18 protein-coding genes and 1 pseudogene are annotated in these 17,951 nt (G+C 50.8%); 3 read left to right on the top strand and 16 right to left on the bottom strand.

Going from position 1 to position 17,951, the window contains the following annotated elements:
• The first annotated feature begins 132 nt into the window (after window positions 1-132).
• Window positions 133-2,043, top strand: coding sequence for a PRD domain-containing protein (locus tag EC843_RS18460; protein WP_121814435.1), 1,911 nt, complete (start codon window positions 133-135; stop codon window positions 2,041-2,043).
• 48 nt (window positions 2,044-2,091) lie between these two features.
• On the opposite strand, the gene dolP is transcribed toward EC843_RS18460, so the two are convergent.
• The 4 genes from dolP to EC843_RS18480 are packed head-to-tail and all read right to left on the bottom strand — an operon-like array spanning window position 2,092 to window position 5,718.
• The gene (gene dolP / locus EC843_RS18465) at window positions 2,092-2,667 is read right to left on the bottom strand and encodes a division/outer membrane stress-associated lipid-binding lipoprotein (protein WP_064540510.1); all 576 of its coding nucleotides are present in this window, start codon (window positions 2,665-2,667) and stop codon (window positions 2,092-2,094) included.
• Between the two features lie 9 nt (window positions 2,668-2,676).
• Window positions 2,677-3,267 carry a DnaA initiator-associating protein DiaA gene (gene diaA / locus EC843_RS18470; protein ID WP_064540507.1) on the bottom strand — a complete coding sequence of 197 codons (591 nt, stop codon included), beginning with the start codon at window positions 3,265-3,267 and terminating at the stop codon, window positions 2,677-2,679.
• A gap of 19 nt (window positions 3,268-3,286) precedes the next feature.
• Window positions 3,287-3,682, bottom strand: coding sequence for a YraN family protein (locus EC843_RS18475; RefSeq protein ID WP_133522811.1), 396 nt, complete (start codon window positions 3,680-3,682; stop codon window positions 3,287-3,289).
• The gene (locus tag EC843_RS18480; protein WP_133522812.1) at window positions 3,640-5,718 is read right to left on the bottom strand and encodes a penicillin-binding protein activator; all 2,079 of its coding nucleotides are present in this window, start codon (window positions 5,716-5,718) and stop codon (window positions 3,640-3,642) included. Before EC843_RS18480 ends, EC843_RS18475 begins: the two co-directional genes overlap by 43 nt.
• Window positions 5,719-5,780: 62 nt before the next feature.
• Here EC843_RS18480 and rsmI point away from each other — a divergent pair, with 62 nt between their 5' ends.
• The gene (gene rsmI, locus EC843_RS18485; protein WP_064540497.1) at window positions 5,781-6,647 is read left to right on the top strand and encodes a 16S rRNA (cytidine(1402)-2'-O)-methyltransferase; all 867 of its coding nucleotides are present in this window, start codon (window positions 5,781-5,783) and stop codon (window positions 6,645-6,647) included.
• Window positions 6,648-6,789: 142 nt separating this feature from the next.
• Window positions 6,790-7,392: a hypothetical protein gene (locus tag EC843_RS18490; protein WP_133522813.1), complete on the top strand. Its 603-nt coding sequence runs from the start codon at window positions 6,790-6,792 to the stop codon at window positions 7,390-7,392.
• Between the two features lie 85 nt (window positions 7,393-7,477).
• Here EC843_RS18490 and EC843_RS18495 read toward each other — a convergent pair.
• The 12 genes and pseudogenes from EC843_RS18495 to kbaZ all read right to left on the bottom strand — a co-directional run bounded on the left by EC843_RS18495 (window position 7,478) and on the right by kbaZ (window position 17,877).
• Window positions 7,478-8,202, bottom strand: a pseudogene (locus EC843_RS18495) (galactosamine-6-phosphate isomerase).
• A 66-nt stretch (window positions 8,203-8,268) separates the two neighbouring features.
• The gene (gene agaD / locus EC843_RS18500) at window positions 8,269-9,060 is read right to left on the bottom strand and encodes a PTS galactosamine transporter subunit IID (protein ID WP_064540490.1); all 792 of its coding nucleotides are present in this window, start codon (window positions 9,058-9,060) and stop codon (window positions 8,269-8,271) included.
• Window positions 9,050-9,853, bottom strand: a complete 804-nt coding sequence (gene agaC / locus EC843_RS18505; protein ID WP_133522814.1) for a PTS galactosamine transporter subunit IIC — start codon at window positions 9,851-9,853, stop codon at window positions 9,050-9,052. Before agaC ends, agaD begins: the two co-directional genes overlap by 11 nt.
• Before the next feature lie 56 nt (window positions 9,854-9,909).
• Window positions 9,910-10,386 (bottom strand): PTS galactosamine transporter subunit IIB, encoded by a 477-nt coding sequence (agaB, locus tag EC843_RS18510; RefSeq protein WP_133522815.1) that lies wholly within the window; start codon window positions 10,384-10,386, stop codon window positions 9,910-9,912.
• 96 nt (window positions 10,387-10,482) lie between these two features.
• Entirely contained in the window at window positions 10,483-11,361 is an 879-nt protein-coding gene (kbaY, locus tag EC843_RS18515; protein ID WP_133522816.1) for a tagatose-bisphosphate aldolase subunit KbaY, read from the bottom strand.
• Window positions 11,362-11,373: 12 nt separating this feature from the next.
• On the bottom strand, window positions 11,374-12,528 hold the full coding sequence (locus EC843_RS18520; protein ID WP_133522817.1) for an SIS domain-containing protein: 1,155 nt from the start codon (window positions 12,526-12,528) through the stop codon (window positions 11,374-11,376).
• A 303-nt stretch (window positions 12,529-12,831) separates the two neighbouring features.
• On the bottom strand, window positions 12,832-13,965 hold the full coding sequence (nagA, locus tag EC843_RS18525; protein WP_133522818.1) for an N-acetylglucosamine-6-phosphate deacetylase: 1,134 nt from the start codon (window positions 13,963-13,965) through the stop codon (window positions 12,832-12,834).
• Window positions 13,962-14,396 carry a PTS galactosamine/N-acetylgalactosamine transporter subunit IIA gene (gene agaF / locus EC843_RS18530; RefSeq protein ID WP_064540471.1) on the bottom strand — a complete coding sequence of 145 codons (435 nt, stop codon included), beginning with the start codon at window positions 14,394-14,396 and terminating at the stop codon, window positions 13,962-13,964. Before agaF ends, nagA begins: the two co-directional genes overlap by 4 nt.
• A gap of 29 nt (window positions 14,397-14,425) precedes the next feature.
• Window positions 14,426-15,301 (bottom strand): PTS N-acetylgalactosamine transporter subunit IID, encoded by an 876-nt coding sequence (agaE, locus tag EC843_RS18535; protein WP_064540468.1) that lies wholly within the window; start codon window positions 15,299-15,301, stop codon window positions 14,426-14,428.
• Window positions 15,291-16,073 carry a PTS N-acetylgalactosamine transporter subunit IIC gene (gene agaW / locus EC843_RS18540; protein ID WP_133522819.1) on the bottom strand — a complete coding sequence of 261 codons (783 nt, stop codon included), beginning with the start codon at window positions 16,071-16,073 and terminating at the stop codon, window positions 15,291-15,293. The genes agaE and agaW overlap by 11 nt, the downstream gene beginning before the upstream one ends.
• Window positions 16,074-16,083: 10 nt before the next feature.
• Complete coding sequence (gene agaV, locus EC843_RS18545) at window positions 16,084-16,557, bottom strand: PTS N-acetylgalactosamine transporter subunit IIB (RefSeq protein ID WP_034492996.1); 474 nt, start codon at window positions 16,555-16,557, stop codon at window positions 16,084-16,086.
• Window positions 16,558-16,575: 18 nt separating this feature from the next.
• Window positions 16,576-17,877 carry a tagatose-bisphosphate aldolase subunit KbaZ gene (gene kbaZ, locus EC843_RS18550; RefSeq protein ID WP_133522820.1) on the bottom strand — a complete coding sequence of 434 codons (1,302 nt, stop codon included), beginning with the start codon at window positions 17,875-17,877 and terminating at the stop codon, window positions 16,576-16,578.
• Window positions 17,878-17,951: the final 74 nt, after the last annotated feature.

A 17,951-nucleotide genomic window follows, 5' to 3' on the forward strand; every position in this document is an offset into this window, starting at 1 on the left:
TCACCCCGGTATTCTCCCTGAGGGAGAGGGAGAATACCGGACAGTCCCCTCTCCTGGGGGAGAGGGTTAGGGCGCCACATTCGTTAACTCTCAGCCATAATGGAAAGTATCTTTTAACGAAAGGAAACGGCAGTGAGATTCCCGAACCAACGTCTGGCCCAATTGTTTGAGATGCTACAAAACGAAACGCTGCCCCAGGATGAACTGGCGCGGCGCTTATCTGTTTCTACTCGCACGGTGCGCACTGACATTACCGCCTTAAATGCGCTGATGGCCGGGCATGGTGCGCAATTTGTTCTGAATCGCGGCGCAGGCTACCAACTCAATATTGCCGATACAGCCCTCTATCAGGCGCTGGTGCAGCAGCCTTCGCGCCAGTTGCGTATTCCGCGTAACTCGCCTGAGCGGGTGCATTATCTGGTGGCGCGCTTCCTGACCTCTGCATTCTCTTTAAAACTCGAAGACCTGGCCGACGAGTGGTTTGTGAGCCGCGCGACGTTGCAAAGTGATATGGCAGAAGTGCGTGAATGGCTGGCGCGCTACAACCTGGTAATTGAAACTCGTCCGCGCCACGGTATGAAGTTGTTTGGTAGTGAAATGTCGGTGCGCGCCTGCCTTACTGAACTGCTCTGGCAATTGAGCCAGGAAGACAGCGACAACCCGCTGTTAACCGAAGAAGCATTGAATGCTGGGGTGCCAGAACAACTGGCAGCGGAACTACACAACTGTTTTACGCGCTGTCGAATCCGGCTGACGGATGAAGGCGAGCAGTTTATTCGTTTGTACTGTGCTGTTGCAGTGCGTCGTATTAGCGAAGGCTACCCATTGCCGGAGTTTAGCGCCGACGATGTCGACGAAGCTGTACGTGAAGCCGCGCGGCAAATCACCGCGTTGTTACAGACGCTGGCCGGTAAACCGCTCTCTGAAGCTGAAGAACAGTGGCTGCAAGTGCATATCGCTTCACGTCAGGTACAAGAAGTAGCTCCGAGCGCCATTAGTGCCGACGATGACGAAGCGCTGGTGAACTATATTCTGAGTTTTATCAACAACAACTATAACTACAACCTACTGAGTGATAAGCAGTTACACGCGGATTTGCTCACGCATATCAAAACTATGATCACCCGCGTGCGTTATCAGATAAACATCCCTAACCCGCTGCTTGGCAACATCAAACAGCACTATCCCATGGCGTATGACATGACGCTGGCGGCGGTGTCGAGCTGGGGGAAGTACACGCCTTTTGTGATCAGCGAAAACGAAATTGGTTTCCTGGTGCTGCATATCGGTGTCGGGCTGGAGCGCCACTACAACATTGGCTATCAGCGTAACCCGCGAGTGCTGCTGGTTTGCGATACCGGTAATTCCACGGTGCGCATGATTCAGGCAATGTTGCTGCGCAAATATCCGCAAATCGAGGTCAGACGTATCATTTCGCTACGCGACTACGAACAGCTCGAAAGCGTTGAGGAAGATTTTGTTATCTCTACCGCCAGAGTTACCGATAAAGCAAAGCCTACCGTGGTCGTCGCCCCGTTCCCGACGGAGTACCAGCTAGAACAGTTGGGTAAGCTGGTGCTGGTGGACAGAACGCGCCCGTACATGCTGGATAAATTCTTCGATGCCAGCCATTTCCGGGTGATTGACGAGCCAATGACACAGCAGGAGTTGTTCCGCACGCTCTGCCAGCAGCTTGAGCAAGAAGGCGTTGTCGGAGCAGAGTTTTATCCGTCAGTGGTCGAACGCGAAGCGATTGTTAGTACCGTGTTGGGCGAGGGCATCGCGCTTCCGCACTCATTGGGGCTGATGGCGAATAAAACCGTGGTCTATACCGTGCTTGCGCCGCAGGGCATCAGTTGGGGCGATGAAACAGCACACGTCATTTTCTTACTGGCAATCAGTAAAAGCGAGTACGAGGAGGCGATGGCGATTTACGATCTGTTTGTCACTTTCCTGCGTGAAAGGGCGATGCCGAGGCTGCGTGATAGCAAGAATTTTGAGGAGTTTAAAGCGGTGGCGATGGATTGTTTGAGCCGGTTTTAGCAGGGAAATTCCCTCTCCTGGGGGAGAGGGTTAGGGTGAGGGCAGAAATTACTTCAGAATCGTAAACGCAGTCGTCACATGCTTAACGTCACTAACCCGGCTGGCAATATCTGCCGCAGCCTTGGCTTCCCGCTCGGTCACCAGACCTAACAAGAACACTTCGCTATTCTCTGTCGTGACTTTCACACTGGTTGATTTCACCTGGTCGCTTGCCAGCAATTGCGAACGCACTTTAGTGGTAATCCAGGTATCTGATGAAGCGGTACCCAGGCCGATTGGCGCCATTTGGCGGATTTCGTTGTACACCTCGGTGGTGCCATCAACGCCCAGCGCAATTTGTTTGGCTCGGGCTGCGAGTTCAGTATTTGGTGCCTGGCCGACTAACAGGACTTTGCCCTGATAGGTAGAGACATTAATTCGTGCTTCTTTCTTGATTTGTGCGTCTTTGTTCAGAGCGCTACTGACGTTCAGCTCCAGCGTGCCATCGTCAACCTGAGTACCGACTGTGCGCGGATCTGTCGCAGTTTTCGTGGCGACAGCTGCGGTACCCACTACTGCAGCAGCAACACAACCTTGTAGAAGTAACGCAGTAATAAGGACTGCAAGTGGCTTATAGGCCTTCATCTGTACTCCTTAATCGTCCTGGTGAGGGAATAACGTATTATCAATCAGATCGCACAAGCAGTTTACCGTCAACATGTGCATTTCCTGAATGCGCGCGCTGCGATGAGAAGGGATGCGAATTTCAACATCCTGTGGCCCTAATAAACCAGCCAACTCCCCGCCGTCATAGCCAGTCAATGCCACGATAGTCATATCACGCGTCACGGCGGCTTCTACCGCTTTGACGATATCACGACTGTTGCCGCGGGTTGAAATCGCGAGCAGGATGTCGCCGGTATGACCAAGCGCACGTACTTGTTTCGCATACACTTCATCGTGTAAACGATCATTTGTGATAGCGGTTAAGACCACATTATCGGCGTTAAGTGCAATGGCAGGTAAACTCGGGCGCTCGGTTTCAAAGCGGTTGATCATACTGGCGGCAAAGTGCTGGGCGTTAGCCGCAGAGGTGCCGTTACCACAGCACAGAATTTTATTGCCATTGAGCAGTGACTGAACCAGTGTCATTGCTGCACGGGAGATAGCATCTGGCAGAGCTTCAGCTGCGGCAATCTGGGTTTGAATACTTTCCGTGAAGCAGGCTTTGATTCTTTCGAGCACGTTTATTTACCTGGTTACTTTAAAAATCTGCGGTGAACGCGTTGGTTAACCACTCTATTTCATTGCCGGTGAAGGCTAACACATCGAAACGGCAATCCACAGTATCAAAACTTCCTGATGTGCGGGCCAGCCAATACCGGGCAGCCTGTAATAACTTTTGTTGCTTACGTGGTGTGACGCTGGCGGCGGCATCCCCAAAGTGGTTAGAGCGCCGGTAGCGTACTTCCACAAAGACGATAACGGTGCCGTGTCGCATGATGAGGTCGATTTCGCCACCGCGAGAATGCACGTTGGCGGCCATGAAACGCAGTCCTTTGCGTTCAAGAAAATGGCGCGCCGCTAATTCGTAGCGCGCGCCAGTTTGTTGACGTGTCAGGACGCTGGAACGATTTGACCCTGACTGAATTGCAGCCAATTTAACTTCCTGTTAATGACACAATCTGGATTTGAAGACAGCGTACCTGTGTTGCCATTGACCTGATAACCCGGTACCTGGCGGATTTGCGAGAAGTGATTTGCCAGAGACCAGGCATCGACACCCATCGCGTACAGACGCGCCAGCGAGTAATCGTTATGCACGCTGCTCAGCGCCTGCTGCATCATCGACGGGTTGTTACCGGCAAGCATTGGGATTTCACTGAACTGCAAACCATCCATTTCCAGACGGAAATCCGGGCCGTTCACGCCCTGTGAGCTGCGTGAGCTGGCATACAGTTGCGCTGGACTGCGGCTTCCGGTACGCATGGCAATCATCGGTTTGATCAACGCGACTTCATCTGGCGTTGCCACGATATAAGCTGCATCAACGCCGCCGGAGGTGCCTGCGGTAATTTGTGCGTCAGTCGGTGGTGGTGGGATAGTCAGCCCGCCGATGGTCACACCTTCCGGTTGAGCGGATGCTGGGGTGACTGGAGAACCTGTTAATGCGATGCCAGAACCGCTATTAATGCCTTGTTTGAGTTCGGCAACGGAGCCAAATTTCTGTTGCAGAACAGTACCGCCACCTAACTTCATCCATTCTTCAGCGAAGGCCTTAGTGACGCGATCACCCAGCGCATTGCGCGGGACCAATAACAGCGGTGCACGATGGCCTTGTTGCCAGATATGGCCAGCTGCATCACGGGCTTCATCTTCTGGCGACAGTGCGAAGTAACAGATATTGGCACGATTCTGCACTTTCTCTGGCTGGTTGAGCGCCAAAATGTTCAGTGGCGAAGTGCTGTTTGCTAACTCATCGACATTGTTTTTCAGCAACGGGCCGACAACGATAGTCGCACCATCTTGCTGGGCTTGCGCCAGTATCTGTGCCAGTGGCTGCGTGGTGGTGTCGTAGACTTTGATTTCAGCGGATGGATTCGCTGGAGCCGCTGCTGCTGACTGTACTTGTGGTGCAGATTGCGGCACTGGCGTTGGTTGTTCAGCATCTGCCGCTGGCTGTTGCGTTAAGTCATCAACCGATGCGGCTGACGGGCTCGCCACCATGTTGGCATCAGTTGGCTGCGGTAAGGCAGCCTGGGTGGTATCGACAGGTTGTGCGTTGGTATCTGGAGTTGTGGCTGGTGCCGTAGATTGCGCCACCGGAGCCGAACCCATGTTTTTCGCCGCTTCAAAACCTTGTTGAATCGTGCGACCAAAAACCGCCGCCTGGCCGCTTAATGGCAGCAGAAGGGCAATTTTGTTCGTCGAAGCCGCTTTGTAGTTCTGCATATTGCTTAACTGAGTCGGCAGCGTTTTTGCACCCGGATTCTGCGGGTAACGCGTTTGCCAGTCTTTAATACCGGCTTTCAGCATTTCAGGATCGTTACGGTTGTCATTCCAGACGCGTTGCAGATCCAGCCAACCTTGCAGCGTGTTTTCGTCAGCATTGATGACCAGTGAATTCATCTGCTCTGGCGTCATCTGAGATAATGCCTGCCAGGTACCGTCGATATTTTTCTGATGCGCAGGGCCGGTCAAGATAGGCTCCTGGGCAATATAAGCACGCAGCAGCTCCAGCGACGCACGATTCTGGCTGGCGTCGATAACAGACTGGTAATAGCGGGCCTGCTGGTTTTTGCTCAATTCTGCCGGATTGATTTTGGCGAGCGCGGCGTTCGCGGCGGCGTAATCTTTCTGCGCGACTCTGATTTCAGGTACCAGCAGCTGTTGTTCACGACGCTGTTCGTCATTCATCTCTTTGGGTAGCTGGTTGTAGAGATCAACGGCTTGCTGAGTTTTGCCTTCTTTTACCAGCGCATGAATGGCGAGTAATTGCCAGGTGGTCTTGCTATCATCAGCGCTCTGCTGCATTTGCTGCAGGTAATACGCTGAATCGGCAGTCGCTTCGCCCTGCATATGCGCGGTCGACTGGTCTGGTGCTTTAGTAGTAGTACAGCCGGCAAAGAACAGCGCGGCCAGCACAACCGGCAGACAGCGCCCGGCTTTAGAACTAATAAATTTAGACGGTACCATTCTGTATCCAGTGTAATTTTTATCTCAGTGTTCAATATTAAATCGGCAATACGGATGAAACAATGAAACAACTCGAATCGGCGGCTATTTCTGCCAGCACGCTCTACATCGTTCCGACACCCATCGGTAACCTCGGCGATATCACACAGCGGGCGTTAACCGTGTTGCAAAGCGTTGACCTGATTGCCGCTGAAGATACTCGCCATACCGGTTTACTGCTGCAACATTTCGCCATTAATGCGCGATTGTTCGCATTGCACGATCATAACGAGCAACAAAAATCAGAAACTTTGCTGGCTAAGCTAAAAGAAGGGCAAAGCATTGCGTTAGTTTCTGATGCAGGAACGCCATTAATTAACGACCCTGGTTATCATTTGGTACGAACTTGTCGCGAAGCGGGTATTCGCGTGGTTCCGTTGCCAGGCCCATGTGCCGCCATTGCTGCATTAAGCGCGGCGGGTTTACCTTCTGACCGCTTCTGCTATGAAGGTTTTCTGCCTGCCAAATCTAAAGGCCGCCGCGACGCACTCAAAGCGATTGAGCAAGAACCGCGTACGCTTATCTTCTACGAGTCTACACATCGCCTGCTCGATAGTTTAGACGATATCTGCGCTGTGCTCGGTGAATCGCGCTATGTGGTGCTGGCGCGTGAGTTGACCAAGACCTGGGAATCGATTCACGGCGCGCCGATTGGTGAGCTGGCGGCGTGGGTTAAAGAAGATGAAAACCGCCGTAAAGGTGAAATGGTGCTGATCGTCGAAGGCTTTAAAGCGCCAGCCGATGACGCACTGCCAGCCGATGCACTGCGCACGTTGGCACTGTTGCAAACCGAACTGCCACTGAAAAAAGCAGCGGCTCTGGCGGCTGAAATTCACGGCGTGAAGAAAAATGCGCTGTATAAATATGCGTTAGAAAACAGCGAGAAGTAACGTTTTTCGAGAAGCCTCGCACTCTCTTGTTACAGGTATCACTATTGTTAGTATGGTTTTAATAAGCGATGGTAGTTTGCTCATACTTTAGTCTGTTCAGGATGAGCAAATTATGCCGGTGTTGTATCAGGGAGATTCAAACATGATTCTTTACCCTATCAGCTATAGCCCTTCCGCTCTTAAGCGAGCATTTGATGTGTCCGGCACTACCGATATTCTTGGTGTGCCTGCATTGATTGTGCTGCGAAAAGATAAAACGGCTGCGGCAATTGTTTATGCAGAACCCTCACTGGAAGATAATGGTGAATTGCGCCATCTTGTCGCCGCTAAACTGGATTTGATTCCGCGTAAAAGCACGAACCAGAATGAATCTATTCTGGCGGTTAAGCGCTATTGGGAATCTAAAGTAGTTTTGCAGGTTGAGGGTGTTGTGGTTGATAGATCTGTGCAAGATACCCGAGTAGCGACAACGCTTTATGAGCATTTGATCGTTGAAAAGGGACTGATCCTGATGAGCGATCATGATCAATATATTGGCGGTCAGAATATCTGGAAACGCATCGCCAGGGTGTCTAAAAAAATTGATGTATTTATCCTTGATACGGAAAGCGGGCGTTTTTACCCTTATGACGGTGAACGCACTCGTTACGACTGTGAAAGTATTCCCGAGTCAGAAATCTGGAGTCTTGCGCCCGATGAATCCCGCCGGGGTATCGTGCTGGTGGCTGAACGAGCGGCTGAATGAATTTCCCAAGTCGGGTAATACGACGATTATCCGACTTGAGAAGAGGTTTGCTTAAATCTTCAATCTGCTTGGGCAGGGTTGATCCTTAATTTTCAAGGTTTGGTGTGAAGCGTGTACTGTCGTACAGGCAATGAACGTTTTGATGCATCCATAAGAAGGAAGATGGAGTCTGACAACTCACCTTTTTTCCTGCAATTTTGAAAATGCAGACTGTTTCCTTTCGCCTGCGACCAGAAATAAGATTTCGCGAGCCGCCATTATCTCTCGTAATCCTAATGTTATTCCACACTCAACTGGCTGCTCTGAATCTTTAATCATTGCATGTTGGCGGGTATGTTCATCGAGCACGGTAATATGGCAAGCCGGTTCTAATGAATCACCTGGCTCATTGAGCCCCAAATGGCCATTTTTACCCAGCCCCAGTACACACAAATCAATCCCACCATTCTGGGTAATCAATTCGATAACGCGCTGACACTCCTTATCATCGACATTCTGTGAACGAAACGATATGAACCGTTCGGGGGCGATATTTAGCGGCTGGATGATATGGGTTTGTAAGAATGTCTCGCAAGTGCCATCGGCATTGAGCGGGATATTGAGCCATTCATCCAACTTAACAAACGTAATCTGGCTGATATCAATATTGCGTTGCTTCACTTTACTGACAAACATTGAATAAGTGAGCAGCGGTGTACCACCGGTCGCGAGGCAAATTGTCGCCTGCGGATTCTGTGTTATCGCTCTGATTAGGCACTCGCTTGCCTTTTCGCTGAGCGCTTGATAATCAGCGCAACGATGGAAAGCCATTGCGTCCATTTGATGCTCCCTCTGTCATTAGTGCCATTACGAGCGTGCGTCGCACGCTCTGTGGGGTTACAAAATTCCCGCAGCCGAAGCCGCAATAGAAAGAATAAATGTCACTCCAATCAGTAACACTGGGTGCGCTCTTTTCACGCGCAGAAAGTAGTACATCAGCAGGGTATAGCCCATTGGCAAAATATTGGGGAATATTTTGTCGAAGAAATCCTGCTGCAAATGGACGCTATGAGTGGCATCGATAGCGAAAGCGGTCACTACGTTAATATGCACATAAGAGGCAATTAACCCGCCGATAACAGTAATCCCCAAAATGGTGGCGGAGTTGGCTATCATCTGCGAGTTTTCTCGCACTTTATCAATGGCTTTTACCCCCACCGAATAGCCGATGTGCGTCCAGCCGACACGCAGGAAAAAGATAGCCAGATAGACAATGAAAAATAGAATCGGGCCAAGAATGTTGCCCTGGCTGGCGAAAGAAGAGCAAATCCCAGCCATAATAGGGAGTAAGGTAAACCAGAAAACGGCGTCACCAATCCCGGCAATAGGGCCAAAAAGTGCAACCTTCAATCCTTTAATGGTGCTACGGTTTTCCCCCTTTTCCTCCATCGAAATGAGTAACCCCATCAAAAAGCCAACGAAGTTTGGGTGGGTGTTGATAAATTCCAGGTTGTCCTTCATGGCGGCACTGAGGCCTTCTTTGTCATCCCGATAGATTTTTTTCAACAACGGAAGCATGGCCCAGGTAAAACCGCCAGCCTGCATTCTTTCGTAGTTGAAACTCGCTTGTAGCAAAGAAGAGCGAAAACCTAAGCGGGTGATGTCTTTTTTAGTAATTTCAGATTCCATTGCTGTAATCCTCTTCTTCAGGAGTTTTCATTTCTTGTTGTGATTCAGATTGTTTTTTGGCTTTGGCGCTAAAGAATTCATAGATGGCAAAGCCTGCACCCAGTACCGCAACAGGGAGCAAATTGCTTACCTGGATGTAGCAAACAAACAGGAAACCGGCGATCAGGTAAGGGATGTATTTGGCTTTAAACATCACGCGCAACAGGAGACCAAAACCGACAGCTGGTAGTATTCCGCCAGCGACTTCGAAACCGTGGGTCAACCAGACGGGCATTGACTTAACCAGCGATTGCATCGCGCCTTGGGCAAGATAGGTACATAAAAAAGCAATCACGGCGTAAGAGCTTGTGACAATCAATGTTGTCGTCCAGTTTAGACGTGAGAATGCAGCAGTATTGCCGTCTCTGGCATGTTTATCCGCTTTCGACATAAAAAGTGAGAATGCGGAATAGAAAAATAGAATGACATACTGCATCAGTAGGCTGAATGGCAGGCCCAGGCCGATTGCAGTTTTGGCGTCAACACCGGTAGAAAATGCAATTACTGTCGTCATTAACCCCGCCATAATGGGGTTCGGAGGTTGCACGCCGCCTGCAGGCGTGAGGCCCGCAAATGCCAGTTCAGTTAAACCGCCAGTAATTAGGCCGATTTGGGTATCACCAAGAATCGCGCCCGTCAAAGTGCAGACGATGATCGGCCGGAATAAAAAAAGTGCTTCCAGCCAGAAATCTATCCCTAAGAAAAAAACCAAGGCTGCAAGTGATAAACCTTGTATTAATGTGATTTCATGCATTTAAAATTCATCGTCAGATAAATAACCCCGTAAATAACAATGGTTGAACTCGTTTGTTATCCTGGGATATTTTCTTTCTGATCGCCTGGAACATCCTGAATAAAAACATTAACGTTATTTTTCTGAATAAACTGGAGGTCTGCTAGGTCTTGGTCATCAATGTAAACTTTGCTGCTGATCTGTTTCTTACCCTCAGAAAAGTGCATGTTTCCAACATTGACATCTTTGAGTGCAACACCACCTTCAATCAACTTTCGAACGGTGGAGGGGGTTCGGCAGATCAGAAATATTTTTTGATGAGGTGCGGCTTTAGAAATAATATTTACTGTCTTATCAATGGTAAAGAAGCGGATTCCAAATCCGTAGGTTTCCGCGGTCATTCCCATTAGTTTCTGCTGAATATCATCGTTTGCGGTTTCATCATCAACAACGATAAGAAGGTTTGCGCCAATTGTGGATGTCCAGGTGACACCGACCTGACCGTGAACCAGTCGATTATCAATCCGTGTTAATAAGATATTAGGAGCACTCATTTTATTACTTCCTTTAATAAATAATGAATCACACAATGTTAAATACAACGCATTACTTTCCAAAGTAATGCGTTGTATTTCCAGATAGGCCGGTTTTTAGGAGGTGACTTCATTGTCTGCGGTGATTTTATTGGCAGAACCGCAAACAGTGACTTTACTGCGTACAACTTCTTTCATGGCGTCCATTCCGACACGCATGTAATAGCGGGGATCATTGCCTTCCGGATTTTCTGCAAACCATTTTTTAACCGCTGCAGCAAAGGCGATTTTTAATTCGGTTGCCACGTTCACTTTGCACACGCCAAGTTCAATGGCGCGTCTGACGTATTCATCTGGCACATCACTCGCACCGTGCAGCACCAGTGGGATATCCACCACTTCGCGAATTTCGCCCAGGCGCTGGAAGTCAATTTTCGGACGTTTAGTGTAAAGCCCGTGAGCGGTGCCGATGGCAACCGCCAGGCTGTCGATCCCGGTGAGCTCAACAAAGCGGCGTGCTTCTTGTGGATCGGTGAGGAAAGCGCTTTCTTCATCCACATCCATATCGTCTTCCACCCCACCAAGGCGACCTAATTCGGCTTCGACGCTGCAATCGCTACGGTGGCAAAAATCGACCACTGACTTCACCAGTCGTACGTTTTCTGCCAGTGGGAAGTGACTGCCGTCAATCATGGCGCTGCGCACGCCAGCATTCACCTTGCGGCTGATATCGGCCAGCGATTCATGGTGATCCAGATGCAGCGCCAGCGGCATGTCGTAGCTTTCGGAGTAGGCTTCGCACAGCGCGTAGATCTCTTCAAACGCAATATGTTTAAAGGTGCCTGGCGTGCCCGCAAGAATGACCGGAGACTGCATCTCTTTGCAGACTTCCAGAATCGCCTGGATAGTTTCGGCGTTATGAATATTAAACGCAGGTACGGCGTAGCCTCGGGCCTGCGCATCTTGCAGAAGATATTTAGTGGAAATAATACTCATGTTGTAATCCTCTCAGCCTTTCCACGGATGAATAATCACACCTTTCACAACACGGTTAACCGTGCCGGTGGCAGATGGCGTGTCAGGGGTAATGCCTGCTTTGATTGATTCGGTCAGTGCGAAAATCTGGGCATACATCAGGAAGCAGAAAGCCTGCTCGACATCGATAAAATCGCGGGAAGGAGGCAGCCAGATGTGCGGCCCGGCTTCGACTTCTGGACACGGTGAAGCGCAGATAGCCACAACGCGTAGCGCCTGTTGATCACGACGCAGTTCAGCCAGTAAATCGAGATCGTACTGGCGTGTGTACGGGTGGCTTGAGACAAAGACCACGACTAACGTTTCGTTATTGACCAGCGATTTTGGACCGTGGCGGAAACCCGTTGGGGAGTCATAAAACGCGGCTAATTTTCCTGCCGTTAGCTCCAGAACTTTCAGCGCGGATTCACGTGCCACACCTTGTAAACCCCCACTGCCGAGGTACACGATGCGTTTGAAAGGGAGGTCGCCAAATACGCTTTCGCTAAGGTCGCATTGCGAGGCAATAATTTGCTCGCAGCGTTCGGCAACATCCTGGAAAGTGGCGCTGTTGATGACATCGGGCGCAAACACCGCAAGGCAGCTTGCCATCATGGTGGTAATGCTGCTGGTCATCGCGAAACCGCGGTCGTGGGTTTCTGGTGGCATCAACAATGCCAGCGAATTGCCACTGGTCGCCGCGTTTTGATACAGGCTGCCGGCTTCGTTACAGGTGATGACCAGATGGTAACAATCCTTCACGACCTGGTTGACTAAATCGACCGCCGCCACGCTTTCCGGGCTGTTGCCTGAGCGTGCAAACGAAACCAGTAGCGTCGGCTCTTGCTCGGTTAAATAGTCCACCGGATTGGTCACGAGGTCGGTGGTTGGCACGGCAACAAAGTTTTTCCCGGTGTGGCGCGAAAGCCATGGCGTAATAATGTCGCCAATAAATGCGGAGGTTCCTGCACCCGTCAGGATGATTTTTAATGAGGTGTTTTGTAACAAAGGCGCCAGGAACGCGTCGATGTTGCTACGTTGATGGCCAATATTTTTTAGTGACTGGATCCAGCTTGCCGGTTGTTGGCGGATCTCTTTTTCAGTCCAGGTTGATGTGCCGGAAAGACAGGCAGATTGGGTTTCGCTCATAACTCAGTCCTTAGCAGTGCAAGATCATCGGAAGTAGCACAAAGCAGTACAGGACAATCTTTCGTTTTGTTTCATTTACTCAACCTCATGCTTAAATAAAATCTATAGAAAAGAAAACGAAAGGTCAATGTAAGAAAAACAATAAAACGAAAAATGTGATCTCTAAATCGATTATTTTTAATTAATTTATTGATTTAAATAGTTATATATAAAAAACTAATCGTCAGAGTGGATTTGATCGAAAGGAAAAGAAAGGTCCGCTGCGGTGTGGGTAGCAGACCAAAACGGAGCACAATGAAAGAACTACAGGAGGACAGCCTGGCCGTTAATCCAGATGTTTTGCAGTAAAAGCTGCGGGTTAAGCGCATTCAGATTGGCGCGTTTTCCCACCGCCAGAGAGCCAAGTGAGTTCTCCAGACCGAGCATTTTTGCAGGATGCAGTGAAGCCATGTGGATGGCATCTTCAGCGGCAACGCCAGCGCTGTTGACCAGATTGCGCACCGCCGCATCCAGCGAGAGCGTGCTTCCGGCAAGCCCGCCGCTTCCCGTTCTCACAATTCCATTTTGCATGGTCACCGGATGGCCACAAATCGAATAGTCGCCATCTGGCATTCCGGCGGCACTCATGGCATCGGTAATCAGCACGATTTGCGATTTCGCGCAGTGACAACAAATATTCATTACCGCGGAGTGAACATGGTGCCCATCGGCAATCAGTTCCAGCCATGCACGTTTATCGCTTAAGCCCGCACCCACCATGCCAGGATTACGATGGTGCAGGCCCGTCATGCCGTTAAAGCAATGCACCAGCCCGTCGGCTCCGGCATCAAACGCCATTAGTGTTTCTTCATAACTGGCGGCACTGTGACCAAGCATCACGCGTACATCACGACTTTTCAGATGCTTGATGGCTTCCAGCGCTGCGGGTTTTTCCGGTGCCAGCGCAACCACCCGCAAGGTGTTTTGCGACACCTCTATCAACCTGTCCAGCTCGGCAATATCTAACTCGCGGAACAATTCTGGCGGATGAGCGCCTTTGTTCTGCGGTGTAAAATACGGCCCTTCAAGATAGCTGCCCAGTACACTTGCTCCAGGCCCGCCGTGATAATAGCGCTGCGCGATTCGCTGCAATGCCCGCTCGATATCCGCAAGCGGGGCGGTAACGGTGGTGGGCAGCCAGCCACCCACACCTTCACGCGCTTTGTGTATTGCCAGTCGCTCGAGGACGCCGGGGTCGTCATCCATCACATCAACCCCATCACCACCGTGAACATGAATGTCGATATAAGCCGGGCAAAGCAGTTCAGCCTCACGCGCCAGGGTGCCGACAGGAATCGGCTCAATGGCGACAATCGTTTCGTTTTCAATGCGTAACTGGTGATCGTCCCGCCAGCCTTGTTCGGTCAGAACACGTCTGGCGCGCAGCAGCGTGGTCATATTCCTTCCTCAACCGCCTGCGCTTCACGGTAACGCCCCATTTCATCGACCAGGCTGGTTAGCCCACGATGGCCGCATTCCAGCGCCTGAAGACGGAACTCTTTGCTGCTCAGGCCGTCACGCTCCAGCACCATTTCCAGCAGCAGTTGCAGGTTGATGCCGGTAATGACTTCACGCCCTGGCTGCTCTAACGCCATGGTCGAAGCCACGCGGAACGGTGTGCCGCCGAGCAAATCGGTTAAAAATACCAGACCTTCGCTTTCATCTAGTGCACCGATCGCTTCTTCAAACTGCGCCGTCAGGAGAGCTGTTGAAGAGGTTTCAGGGAAATCAATGGCGATAAATTGTTCCTGCTCACCGAGGATCTGCTTCATCGCTTTTTCCAGCCCGGTGGCAAAGCCACCGTGACCGCTGAGAATAATACTTAACATATTGTTTTATCTCGCTTACAGGGACTCATTTACAGGAAGTGGGCAAACTTCCCGACAACACCCAGAACGACCGTGATACCGATAAGGCGCAGTGGGCTCCAGCCGCGGCGCACCAGCGCATACATGCACAGGGTATAAACCAGTGGCAAAAATGCCGGCATCAGTTTGTCGATAACATCGGTTTGCAGTTTCACCACCGCATCGCCCGCGGTGATTTCAAGCGTGGTAGAGAGGCGAACGTAGGTTGCGACCAGTGCGCCAATCACCGTCATCCCCACAATAGACGCGGCATGGCCGACTTTGCGAGTGTTGGCTTTAATCAGTGGGATGGCGGCCACACCCATGCGGTAAGCGTAATGTGCCAGGCCAAAACGCAGGCCGAGATGCACCACGTTAAACAGTACGATGAAGATAACTGCGCCAAGTATCGAACCTTGTAAGGCCAGGCTTGCCCCGATACCGCCGCAAATAGGCAGCAGGGTCAGCCAGAACATGGCGTCGCCAATCCCGCCCAGCGGCGCACCGACGGCAATTTTCGTGCTTTGGATGCTGTTCACATCCTGCTTTGAGCGCTCCATCGCCAGGATAATGCCGATAACAAAGGTCACGAGGAATGGGTGAGTATTGAAGAATCCCATGTGACCTTTCATGGCGCGAGCCAGGTCGTTTTTGTTGGTATGGATTTTTTTCAGCGCGGGCAACAAACCGTAAAGCCAGCCAGATGCCTGCATACGTTCATAGTTAAAGGACGCCTGTAACAGCATGGAACGCCATGCCACACGGTTAATATCCTGCTTAGTCAGTTCTGCACCAATGCGCTGATCTTCATAGACATTGTCATTTTTATCGACCTCGGCGGTGTCAGCGACGTTAACGCCTGGCAGAGTCTGTTCGTTAGATCCCATCTTCAAATTCCTCTTGCTTGACGTGTGTAGGTTGCTGCGGTACCGGGTCTTTGCGTAAGAAATCAATCAGCGCCATAGCTAATGCGGCGGCGGCAATCGCCAGCACGGGTAGTTTCAGCCAGGCGGCAGCCACAAAGCCGAGAATGAAATAAGGAATGTAGACATTCTTCATCATGATTTTCAGCAACACGGCAAAACCGATAGCTGGCATGATGCCGCCCGCCACGCCGAGGCCGTCAATCAGGCGAGCAGGTAGCAAGTCGATGGCGGTTTTGGCGTGTTCCGCGCCGAAATAAATAGGCAGGAAGGCGCACAAGAAATAGAAGATACCGAGCGCGAGCAATGCCAGATAATTCACGCGCTCAATGCCATCGGTGTCGGCGTTGGCCGCCATTCGATCGCAGCGCGCCATCACGCCGGACATAATTGAGAACAGGAAGGTAATCCCCATTTGCACGGCCACGGCGAACGGCACCGCAACACCGACGGCGACTTCAGGTTTTACACCCGTTGTGATGGCAAATGTGGTGCCAACAATAGTGCCGATAATCACGTTGGGTGGCTGTGCGCCTGCCAGTGGTGCAAGACCCATCCACACCAGTTCTAGCGTACCGCCACATAAAATACCGGTATGAAGATCGCCAAGAATCAAGCCAACCAGCGGCCCCAGGACGACCGGACGGTGCATGTGCGTCAGGCCGTTGAACATATCCAGACCCGCAATAAAGGCCAGAATACCCAACGCTAATGCCTGTAATAAGCTAATTTCCATAGAAAATCCCTCAGAGGAGTTTGTAGAGATCCTGCGCGGATTCCGTCGGCACACCCTGAACAAAACATTCCACTCCGGCCTTTTGTAGACCATCAAAAGCAGCAATATCCTGGTCATCTATAGAGACGGTTTTCGCGATTTGTTTTTTGCCTTCTGCGTAGTGCATGTTGCCGACGTTGATCCGCGAAACAGGCACATCACCTTTTACTAACGTCAGAAAATCATTAGGGTTTTTGCAAACCAGAAGGATCTTCTGGCGGTCGGCTGCGCGGTGAATATTGTCGATAACTTTTTGCAGCGACCAGAAACGCACGGCAATTCCTTCCGCCAGAACCATCTCCATCAAATTTTGCTGTACCGTATCTTCGGCAACTTCGTCGTTAGCGACGAGGACGAGGTTTGCTCCGGAAAATCCGACCCATTGAACGCCTACCTGGCCGTGAATCAGTCGCTCATCAATGCGGCTTAATACAATGTTTGGCATGTTTTTATCCTCTTATTATCATTGTGTTAATGGAGATTTTTGTGTGCCCAGACAGGCACAATGGTACTGGTGCAACACGTCCTGGATATGGTCGATAATCAGCTCATGCGGCGTGGCCGCGATTTTTCCTTCACGGACCTTAGCGTATTGAAGTGGCAGATACTGACTGATGAGCGGCAAAGGAATAGATTCACCGGCCAGATTAGTAACGAGGTTTGAATATGCTTCGTCAATGTCACGATCCGGCCAGTAATAGCGGACGCGGTCAGAGAAGCTGTAGCCACGTGCAAGACGGCAGTCGCTGGTATTGCCGTGATAATGGTGTTTCCAGTATTCAGGTTGCTCGAGCATGACGTTTTCCAGCACTTCCCGCAGCCCTGAGCATTTATGTGCCGGGCGTAGCTCATGCTCGATAGCGGCCAGTGAAAATAGCGCTTCACGCAGTGCAAAGGTCAGCGCCGGGCCGACTTTCAGAATCGCAAAGTGGTTCTGAACCAGCTGCTGCAATGCCTGCGGGGTCTGGTAATCGGTGGAATGCGCTTCAAATACCAGGGTGTCGAACGCTTCAATCATCTGGCTCAGGAAAAGTGATTTCTCCGGCTGATAATCGATAACCTGCGTGTGGTCGAACTCAACGCCAGGCTGAACGACCAGCCCAATAATACGTGGCCAGATATCGCTTAAACCTTGTAATTCAAAAGCGTGGCGGTGAGCTTCCAGCGTGGCTTTTGCAGCCTGCGGTGTTGTCACCGCTAATTCCGCCAGCGTTTCGTGTGCGCCGCCAGGCACCGGAACTTCAGTGCCAATAACGTAAACTAAATCGGACTCGCCGAATTTCTCAGCACAGGTTTGTTCGGCAATTTTCGCCAGTCTTGCGGCGCGCATCGCAACAATAGTATCGGTCAACGGCACTGGGTCATCAGCGCAGGACATACTGCAATCGAGATGGATCTTTTTAAAACCTGCGGCGACATAGCAACGAATCAGCTCATCTGCATTGCGCATGGCTTCTTCTGCGTTCAGTCCCTGCCAGCGGTTTGGGCCAAGGTGATCGCCGCCCAGAATCAGGTTTTCGCGTGGGAAGTGATACTGGTCTGCCATTGACTCGACAAACTCGCGGAAGTCTTGCGGCGTCATTCCTGTGTAACCGCCATTCTGATCGACCTGGTTGGAGGTCGCTTCAATCAATAAGAGAGATTTGGCTTCTCTTGCATGGCGCATTGCCGCTTCGAGAACCATTGGGTGAGCGGAACAAACGGCAAAAATGCCACATCGTGAATCCTGTTTATGGTCGGCCACAAACGCGGTTAAATGTTTCACTTTCCTCTCCGTATGAGTTGGGGAACTATTTATCTTTCGATTTGTTTCATTTAATAGTGGTATATCGTGCGATA

This window comes from Buttiauxella sp. JUb87 (assembly GCF_004361975.1).
Classification (GTDB): Bacteria; Pseudomonadota; Gammaproteobacteria; order Enterobacterales; family Enterobacteriaceae; genus Buttiauxella; species Buttiauxella ferragutiae.

Bases quoted from the DNA above. Each gene is read 5' to 3' on its own strand.
- nagA (WP_133522818.1), bottom strand. From the start codon at position 13,965: ATGACCACGCTGCTGCGCGCCAGACGTGTTCTGACCGAACAAGGCTGG.
- agaV (WP_034492996.1), bottom strand. From the start codon at position 16,557: ATGCCAAACATTGTATTAAGCCGCATTGATGAGCGACTGATTCACGGC.
- dolP (WP_064540510.1), bottom strand. From the start codon at position 2,667: ATGAAGGCCTATAAGCCACTTGCAGTCCTTATTACTGCGTTACTTCTA.
- EC843_RS18490 (WP_133522813.1), top strand. From the start codon at position 6,790: ATGATTCTTTACCCTATCAGCTATAGCCCTTCCGCTCTTAAGCGAGCA.
- agaB (WP_133522815.1), bottom strand. From the start codon at position 10,386: ATGAGTGCTCCTAATATCTTATTAACACGGATTGATAATCGACTGGTT.
- agaW (WP_133522819.1), bottom strand. From the start codon at position 16,073: ATGGAAATTAGCTTATTACAGGCATTAGCGTTGGGTATTCTGGCCTTT.
- rsmI (WP_064540497.1), top strand. From the start codon at position 5,781: ATGAAACAACTCGAATCGGCGGCTATTTCTGCCAGCACGCTCTACATC.
- agaC (WP_133522814.1), bottom strand. From the start codon at position 9,853: ATGCATGAAATCACATTAATACAAGGTTTATCACTTGCAGCCTTGGTT.
- agaE (WP_064540468.1), bottom strand. From the start codon at position 15,301: ATGGGATCTAACGAACAGACTCTGCCAGGCGTTAACGTCGCTGACACC.
- kbaY (WP_133522816.1), bottom strand. From the start codon at position 11,361: ATGAGTATTATTTCCACTAAATATCTTCTGCAAGATGCGCAGGCCCGA.
- agaD (WP_064540490.1), bottom strand. From the start codon at position 9,060: ATGGAATCTGAAATTACTAAAAAAGACATCACCCGCTTAGGTTTTCGC.
- agaF (WP_064540471.1), bottom strand. From the start codon at position 14,396: ATGTTAAGTATTATTCTCAGCGGTCACGGTGGCTTTGCCACCGGGCTG.
- EC843_RS18480 (WP_133522812.1), bottom strand. From the start codon at position 5,718: ATGGTACCGTCTAAATTTATTAGTTCTAAAGCCGGGCGCTGTCTGCCG.
- EC843_RS18520 (WP_133522817.1), bottom strand. From the start codon at position 12,528: ATGAGCGAAACCCAATCTGCCTGTCTTTCCGGCACATCAACCTGGACT.